Below are 7,851 nucleotides of genomic sequence, written 5' to 3'. Positions count from 1 at the left end.
CAACTTTGACCGTGGCTTGGATGTACCGCCGGCGGATGCGGAAACTGAAACCGCCTTGGCAATTCTGCTGAAGCAGTACAACTAAACCAAACAAAATTCCACACAAAAAAGCCGGAGCCGAAAGGCTCTGGCGGTCGTACCGAAAAAATTTCTATTGGTGTATCCTACACAAGAAAACAGCGAAATTTCTCTGATTTTTCTGTCTGTTTCGCCGCTTGCTATCCTTGCTTTTGTATGATAATATGGTTACAATGGGAATAGAATCTCAATTATAAAACAGCCCACTGGGGGCATAAAAATCAATGATGCAGACTTGCTTTTCGGCAGGTCTTTTTTGTTACATGGGAGGTGAATACAATGGCTCGATTCAAACCGACACGCTTTATGGCGGAAGATTCCAAGTACAATAAAAAAGCGGCAGACTACGCTGTTTCCTTTATCGAATGCCTTAGCCACACCAAAGGTACATGGGCAGGGAAGAAATTTGAACTGCTGGACTGGCAGGAACAGATAATCCGTGACTTGTTTGGGGTTCTGAAACCGAATGGTTATCGGCAATTCAACACTGCCTACATTGAAATTCCGAAGAAAAATGGTAAGTCAGAACTTGCTGCCGCTGTTGCTTTACTTCTCACCTGTGGTGACGGAGAGGAAAGAGCCGAAGTTTACGGTTGTGCTGCCGACCGTCAACAGGCTGCCATTGTATTTGATGTGGCTGCCGATATGGTGCGAATGTGCCCTGCCCTTTCCAAGCGAGTGAAAATTCTGACCTCACAAAAGCGTATCGTGTACATCCCGACCAACAGTTTCTATCAGGTGCTTTCGGCGGAAGCCTATTCCAAGCACGGCTTCAACATCCACGGGGTCGTGTTTGATGAACTTCACACACAACCCAATCGGAAGCTGTTTGATGTTATGACCAAAGGTTCAGGTGATGCGAGAATGCAGCCTTTGTATTTCTTGATTACCACAGCCGGAACGGATACTAACAGCATCTGCTATGAGGTACATCAAAAGGCAAAGGATATTCTGGAAGGCAGAAAGCATGATCCGACTTTCTATCCGGTTATTTATGGTGCAGATGAATCGGAAGATTGGACTGACCCGAAGGTTTGGAAAAAGGCAAATCCAAGTCTGGATAAGACCATCGGCATGGATAAGGTGGTGGCTGCGTGTAATTCTGCAAAGGAAACTCCCGGTGAAGAAAATGCTTTTCGACAACTGCGTTTGAATCAATGGGTAAAACAGGCGGTGCGTTGGATGCCGATGGAAAAATGGGACAAATGCAAGGTCACTTTTGATAAAGAGATGCTTGCAGGTCGTATCTGCTACGGTGGACTCGACCTATCTTCCACTACGGATATTACAGCTTTTGTTTTGGTATTTCCTCCAACAGATGATGACGAGCATTATTATATTCTTCCCTACTTCTGGCTGCCGGAAGAAACACTGCCCCTCAGAGTAAGACGTGATCACGTTCCATATGATGTATGGGAACGGCAAGGCTATCTGAAAACCACTGAGGGCAATGTGGTTCACTACGGTTTTATCGAAAACTTCATCGATGAACTGGGGCAAAAATTTCATATCAAAGAGATTGCATTTGACCGCTGGGGTGCAGTGCAGATGTCACAGAATCTGGAGGGACTTGGGTTTACAATGGTTCAGTTCGGTCAGGGTTACAAAGATATGTCACCGCCTACCAAGGAATTGATGAAACTGACTCTGGAACAGACCCTTGCCCACAATGGTCACCCTGTTCTTCGGTGGATGATGGATAATATTTTCATCAGACGTGACCCTGCCGGAAATATCAAGCCGGATAAAGAAAAATCCACAGAGAAGATTGACGGTGCGGTTGCCATGATCATGGCTCTTGACCGTGCAATTCGCTGTGGATGTGTTTCTGATGAATCTGTTTATGATACGAGAGAGATGCTGGTGTTGTAAAACGAGTTTTAAAGCAATTGATCAAGGTCATTGAAATTGTATAATCTCATAAACTCTGTTGCAAATTTGGAAACATACTCATGATCTAATGCTGTAGCTAATGTCTCATCATTATTGTTAGCAGTTGGCGTCCAATTGTATGAGCCATGCATAACATAGTCCATGTCGATTATACAAAACTTTTCATGCATACGATTCCAATCGTTATAGCCGCGTTTTGGAATGATTACTACATCAAAATGTTTGGCTTCTAATTTTTGAATCATTTTTTGATTCGATATTTCATCTGACATGATGATTCTGACACTTAATCCTGCTTTCTTTTTTGCAAGTAACTCTTGATATATCAATTCGTTAGAAAACCATGCAACTGCAGCCCAAATGATAAATTTTGCATCGCGTATTCCTTGGATAACAGTATCTTGAATTTCATCAAATACAACATCATGTTCTGTAATTTCTGCTGGTGTCTCAATAACTAATGGACGTATTTCAACATTACGAAACGCATAATCATCTGAGTCTTCGTATACATAATCAACTACTTTTTCAAGTTCATTCTCAAATTTGTTTGCTTTATCAAGAAGTGGAACAGGAAAACGTAATTCTACATCTTCCCAGTGTTGTCCTGAACGTCCATTTGATGAATATGCATATTGTGGGACAAAGTTAATGTTTGCTCTTCCTAACAGCCTAATTAACTCTTCTCTTCCACTAATATCTTTAAATTTTTTATCATATTTTAAGACTTCAATAGATGTTTTTAAAAAAGATGTTCTAACCATTATGATTCCTCATTAATTATTTCTTGCGAATTAACACTTTGATTGAGAACGTTGAATAACTAAACAGAAAATCAGCTTACGATCTTAATTTAAAGCGCTTTTTAATTATTATACCACGTTCATATACGAAAAGTCAAGAAAGGAGTGTGATTTTATGGGAATTTTTAAAGGACTTTTTCGTTCAAGAGATAAGCCGACCAACAGCTATGACAGCCCCAGCTACAGCTATTTCTTCGGACGAACGAACAGTGGTAAGCGTGTCAATGACCGCACTGCCATGCAGCACACAGTGGTTTATGCCTGCGTGAGGGTTCTGTCCGAGGCGATTGCACAACTGCCGCTTCATGTGTACAGATACAACGAGAAAGGGAAAGAGCGAGTGCCGCAGCATCCGCTCTATTTTTTACTCCACGATCAGCCAAATCCGGAAATGACATCCTTTGTTTTCCGAGAAACCTTAATGTCCCATCTGCTGATTTATGGCAATGCTTACGCACAGATTATCCGAAACGGTCGTGGAGATGTATTGGGACTGTATCCGCTGATGCCGGATAAGGTCAGAGTAGACCGTGACCAGCGAAATCGTCTGGTCTACATCTACAGCCGCTACGATGAAGCCAATCCAAACCTGAAACAGCAGGGCGATATTGTCCTGCAGGCAGAAGACGTGCTGCATATTCCGGGACTTGGATACGATGGATTGGTGGGATATTCACCGATTGCTCTTGCAAAGAATGCGATCGGCATTTCTCTTGCCTGTGAAGACTATGGTTCTACCTTTTTCGCCAACGGTGCCAGTCCATCCGGTGTGTTGGAACATCCGGGAGTCATCAAAAATCCAGAGCGTGTGCGGGATGCATGGCAGCGTGCCTATGGCGGTTCTAACTCGCATCATACGGCAATTTTGGAAGAGGGCATGAAGTATACACCGATCTCTATCCCCAACAATGAAGCACAGTTTCTGGAAACCAGAAAGTTTCAGGTTGAGGAAATTGCACGGTTGTATCGAGTGCCACTCCACATGATCGGCGACTTAGACCATGCCACTTTTTCAAACGTGGAACATCTGTCACTGGATTTCGTGAAATACAGTCTTGACCCTTGGATCGTTCGCTGGGAACAGTCTTTGCAGAAGGCATTGCTTTCCGATTCAGAGAAAGGCAAGTATTTCATCAAGTTCAATGTTGAGGGGCTTTTGCGTGGTGATTATGCTTCCCGTATGCAAGGCTATGCCACAGCAAGACAGAACGGCTGGATGTCCGCCAATGATATTCGTGAACTGGAAGATATGAATATGATTCCTGACGAATTGGGCGGAAATCTCTATCTTGTAAATGGCAGCTTTACCAAACTCGCAGATGCAGGGGCATTTGCAAAGGAAAATGAAAAGGAGGAAACGACCCATGAAGAATAACCGTTTTTGGAACTGGGTACGCAACGAAGAAACCGGTGCATCGGAGATGTATTTGTACGGTGCCATTGCGGAGAGTACCTGGTTTGAAGATGACATCACCCCTGCCATGTTCCGTTCGGAACTGCAAAAACACAGCGGTGATGTGACCGTCTTTATCAACTCGCCGGGCGGCGATGTGTTTGCTGCAAGTCAGATCTATACCATGCTCCGAAACCATCCGGGCAAGGTCACGGTCAAGATTGACGGCATTGCTGCATCAGCGGCTTCTGTGGTGGCGATGGCTGGAGAAGAAACCTTGATTTCACCGACCGGAATGCTGATGTGCCACAATCCGATGACCTGTGCCATGGGCAACAAGGCAGATATGGAGAAAGCAATTGCACTTCTGGATGAAGTCAAGGAATCCATTATCAATGCCTATGCAGAAAAATCGCATCTCAGCCGCAATAAGATTGCAAGGCTGATGGATGAAGAAACGTGGATGAATGCAGAAAAAGCATTGCAGCTGGGTTTTGTAGACGGCATTCTCTTTTCTAAAAAGAATCCGTTTGTTCCAGAAGAACCAGAAAAAACAGATCCAGATGAAGAAGAAACAAAGGAATCTCCGGAAGAAGAGACGGATGAGAAAAAGAAAGAAAGCACAGCATCCATGCTGTACACACCATCTAAAACGCTGGATTCTTTTCTGCAGAAGATTTCTGCGACTGCATCCAAAGGCACGCCGATCAACCAATTGGACAAGCGGCTGGAGCTTTTGAAATATTAAAACCTATAGGAGGACTGATACTATGACAATTCAGGAACTGAGAGAAAAAAGAAGCAAGGCATGGGATACTGCCCGTGACTTTTTGGATTCCAAGCGAAATGAAAGCGGTCTGCTTTCGGAAGAGGACAGCAAGACATACGATGCCATGGAGCAGCAGATCGTGGCATACGGCAAGGAAATCCAGCGGCTGGAACGACAGGCTCAGATTGAAGCGGAGATGAACAAGCCCACTTCTACGCCGATTCAGGACAAGCCGAACGCAGCCATTCACGGCGATACCAAGACAGGGATTGCATCTGATGCATATCGTACTGCTTTCTGGAACAGCATTCGCAACCGCAATTTTTACGATGTCCGAAACGACCTGCAGGTTGGTACAGATACTGAGGGCGGCTATCTTGTGCCGTCTGAATTTGAACGGAAGCTGGTAGAAGCCCTGACCGAAGAAAACATTTTCCGGCAGCTGGCAACTGTTATCAAAACTTCCTCCGGTGATCGAAAGATTCCCATCGTTACTTCTAAGGGCGAAGCTGCCTGGATGGATGAGGAGGACGCATATAAGCTGTCGGATGATACTTTTGGACAGGCTTCCCTCGGTGCGTACAAGGTCGGCACGGCAATTAAGATCTCTGAGGAACTGCTGAATGATGCTGCTTTTGATTTGCCGTCCTATATTGCAAAGGAATTTGCAAGAAGAATCGGTGCAAAGGAAGAAGAGGCATTTTTCATTGGTGACGGCAAGGGCAAGCCGACTGGTATCTTTGCTGCAACGGGTGGTGCAGAGAGCGGAGCAACTACCAGTACTGCAAATATCACTTTCGATGATGTTCTGGAATTGTTCTATTCTCTGAGAAGCCCATATCGCAAAAAGGCAGTCTGGGTTCTCAACGATTCCACAGTAAAGGCACTTCGTAAGCTGAAAGACAGCACCGGAAACTATATCTGGAATCCGTCTGTGCAGGCAGGCGTGCCGGATACCATTCTGAACCGTCCGTACTACACTTCCAGTTATGTGCCGGAGATCAAGGCAGGTGCAAAGTGCCTTGCTTTTGGAGATTTTAGCTATTATTGGATCGGCGACCGTCAGGGACGTTCCTTTAAGCGACTGAATGAAGTATTTGCCATGAATGGTCAGGTTGGATTTCTCGCATCTCAGCGTGTCGATGGCAGACTGATTTTGACCGAAGCCGTAAAGACACTTGGCATGAAAGCGTAATCAGAGAAAGGGGTTGGAGTGGGTGGTAACTTTACAGGAAGTCAAGCAGTATCTGCGGATTGATTTTGAGGACGATGATCCGTTGCTGCTTTCCTTGATTTTCACAGCAAAACAGCTGGTCATGGATGTGGGCAGAATGGATGAAACACAGTTGGCAGAAAACGAAGATGTGGTGCGGACAGCAATGCTCTACACGGTTTCCTATCTTTATGAAAACCGCAATACCGCAGACTTTTCCAAGCTGACATTGACGCTTCGTGCCATGCTGTTTGCACAGCGAGAGGGTGTGATTTGATGGAAATTGGAACACTGAATCAGCGAATTACCTTTCTGGAGAATCGTGTTGTTACCGATGCAATCGGCAATCACACCGCTGTGTGGGACGAAGCTTTTTCCTGTTGGGCAAGGGCAACCTTAAAATCTTCCGTAGAAAATACGGACGCTGGCGTAACCAAGGAAACGCAGAAGCTGGAGTTTCTCATTCGGCAAAGCCGAAACTGGATGCCGTCTGTAACAGGCAACCGAATCTTGTTTCGGGATGTCACATACAACATCACCAGTGTTACACCGGATTATCTGCACAAGGATTATCTGAAACTTACTGCGGAAGCCAGAAAGGCAGGGCAAAATGACCAGTATTGACGATCTTGCGGAGGAAATCATGCAGGGCTTGCAGGAATATGCAGACCTTGCGGATACCGCTATGAAAAAAGCAGTCCGGAAGTCTGCAACGCAAGTGAAAAATGAGATTTCCGCCAATGCTCCGGCAGACACGGGAAAGTATGCGAAAAGCTGGGCAACGAAGAAAACCAAGGAAAACAGCCATTCTCTCGAAATGACTGTCCACAGTAAGAATCGCTATCAATTGGCACACCTTCTGGAAAAAGGACACGCCAAGCGTGGCGGTGGTCGTGTATCTGCCCGTCCGCATATTGCCCCTGCGGAAGAAAATGGTATACAGCTGTTGGAGCATTTGATTGAGGAGGCGTTGTCATGACCTACGAACAAATCGCAGAAATGATGGAAGGGATGGGGCTGCCCTTTGCCTATCATCATTATGCAGAAGGCGAAAGTCCTAAACCGCCTTTTCTGTTGTTTCTCTCTCCTGGAGAGAATCCATTTTCTGCGGATAATTTAGCATATTTCAGTTGCAAACAGTTGGACATTGAATTGTACACAGACAAAAAGCAGCCGGAATTGGAAGAACAGGTGGAAGCAGTGCTTGCCCAGCACGAGATTTATTATACAAAAACAGAAACATTCATTGATTCAGAAGAATTGTATGAAGTACTTTATGAGATGAATATCTGAATACATTGGAGGCTGATTTATTTATGGCAATGGAGAAAAACAAGGTAAAGTTCGGTTTGAACAAGGTGCATTACGCAAAAATCACTTCTTATGATGAAGAAGGTGTGCCGACATTTGCAACCCCGGTTCGCATTCCCGGTGCAGTATCCCTGTCGATTGACGCAGAAGGGGAAGCATCCAATTTTTATGCAGATGATGGTGTGTACTATGTCATCAACAACAACTCTGGTTACACCGGCGATCTGGAAATTGCATTGGTTCCGCTTGAGTTTGCGACAGACATTCTCGGCGAAAAACTGGATGAAAAGGGCGTTCTCACGGAAACCAATACCGCAGAAGTATCCCAGTTTGCGTTGCTGTTTGAATTCAGCGGCGATAAGAATAAAATTCGTCACTGTCTGTTCTGCTG

The 7,851-nt window shown here is 45.0% G+C and carries 10 protein-coding genes; 9 read left to right on the top strand and 1 reads right to left on the bottom strand.

Translation table 11 applies throughout. The annotated features are described in order from the left end of the window. Nucleotides 1-357 precede the first annotated feature (357 nt). Nucleotides 358-1,950: a terminase TerL endonuclease subunit gene (locus tag QZ375_RS13055; RefSeq protein WP_295219691.1), complete on the top strand. Its 1,593-nt coding sequence runs from the start codon at nucleotides 358-360 to the stop codon at nucleotides 1,948-1,950. Nucleotides 1,951-1,958: 8 nt separating this feature from the next. On the opposite strand, the gene QZ375_RS13050 is transcribed toward QZ375_RS13055, so the two are convergent. Next, entirely contained in the window at nucleotides 1,959-2,735 is a 777-nt protein-coding gene (locus QZ375_RS13050) for a phospholipase D-like domain-containing protein (RefSeq protein WP_295219690.1), read from the bottom strand. A 154-nt stretch (nucleotides 2,736-2,889) separates the two neighbouring features. Here QZ375_RS13050 and QZ375_RS13045 point away from each other — a divergent pair, with 154 nt between their 5' ends. From QZ375_RS13045 to QZ375_RS13010, 8 genes are all read left to right on the top strand, one after another. Further along, the gene (locus QZ375_RS13045) at nucleotides 2,890-4,149 is read left to right on the top strand and encodes a phage portal protein (protein WP_295219689.1); all 1,260 of its coding nucleotides are present in this window, start codon (nucleotides 2,890-2,892) and stop codon (nucleotides 4,147-4,149) included. Further along, nucleotides 4,139-4,915, top strand: a complete 777-nt coding sequence (locus QZ375_RS13040) for a head maturation protease, ClpP-related (RefSeq protein ID WP_295219688.1) — start codon at nucleotides 4,139-4,141, stop codon at nucleotides 4,913-4,915. The genes QZ375_RS13045 and QZ375_RS13040 overlap by 11 nt, the downstream gene beginning before the upstream one ends. A gap of 22 nt (nucleotides 4,916-4,937) precedes the next feature. Beyond that, complete coding sequence (locus tag QZ375_RS13035) at nucleotides 4,938-6,131, top strand: phage major capsid protein (protein ID WP_295219687.1); 1,194 nt, start codon at nucleotides 4,938-4,940, stop codon at nucleotides 6,129-6,131. Between the two features lie 22 nt (nucleotides 6,132-6,153). After that, nucleotides 6,154-6,426 carry a head-tail connector protein gene (locus QZ375_RS13030; RefSeq protein WP_295219686.1) on the top strand — a complete coding sequence of 91 codons (273 nt, stop codon included), beginning with the start codon at nucleotides 6,154-6,156 and terminating at the stop codon, nucleotides 6,424-6,426. Beyond that, nucleotides 6,426-6,773 (top strand): phage head closure protein, encoded by a 348-nt coding sequence (locus QZ375_RS13025; protein ID WP_295219685.1) that lies wholly within the window; start codon nucleotides 6,426-6,428, stop codon nucleotides 6,771-6,773. The genes QZ375_RS13030 and QZ375_RS13025 overlap by 1 nt, the downstream gene beginning before the upstream one ends. Next, nucleotides 6,760-7,128, top strand: a complete 369-nt coding sequence (locus QZ375_RS13020) for an HK97 gp10 family phage protein (protein WP_295219684.1) — start codon at nucleotides 6,760-6,762, stop codon at nucleotides 7,126-7,128. The genes QZ375_RS13025 and QZ375_RS13020 overlap by 14 nt, the downstream gene beginning before the upstream one ends. After that, the gene (locus QZ375_RS13015; protein WP_295219683.1) at nucleotides 7,125-7,442 is read left to right on the top strand and encodes a hypothetical protein; all 318 of its coding nucleotides are present in this window, start codon (nucleotides 7,125-7,127) and stop codon (nucleotides 7,440-7,442) included. Before QZ375_RS13020 ends, QZ375_RS13015 begins: the two co-directional genes overlap by 4 nt. A 23-nt stretch (nucleotides 7,443-7,465) precedes the next feature. After that, nucleotides 7,466-7,851, top strand: a 386-nt coding sequence (locus QZ375_RS13010) for a major tail protein (protein ID WP_365729144.1), incomplete at its 3' end; no start/stop codon positions are given.

It is taken from the genome of Ruminococcus sp., from assembly GCF_019417665.1.
GTDB lineage: Bacteria > Bacillota > Clostridia > Oscillospirales > Ruminococcaceae > Ruminococcus_C.
This window is presented reverse-complemented; position numbering and strand designations above follow the sequence as displayed.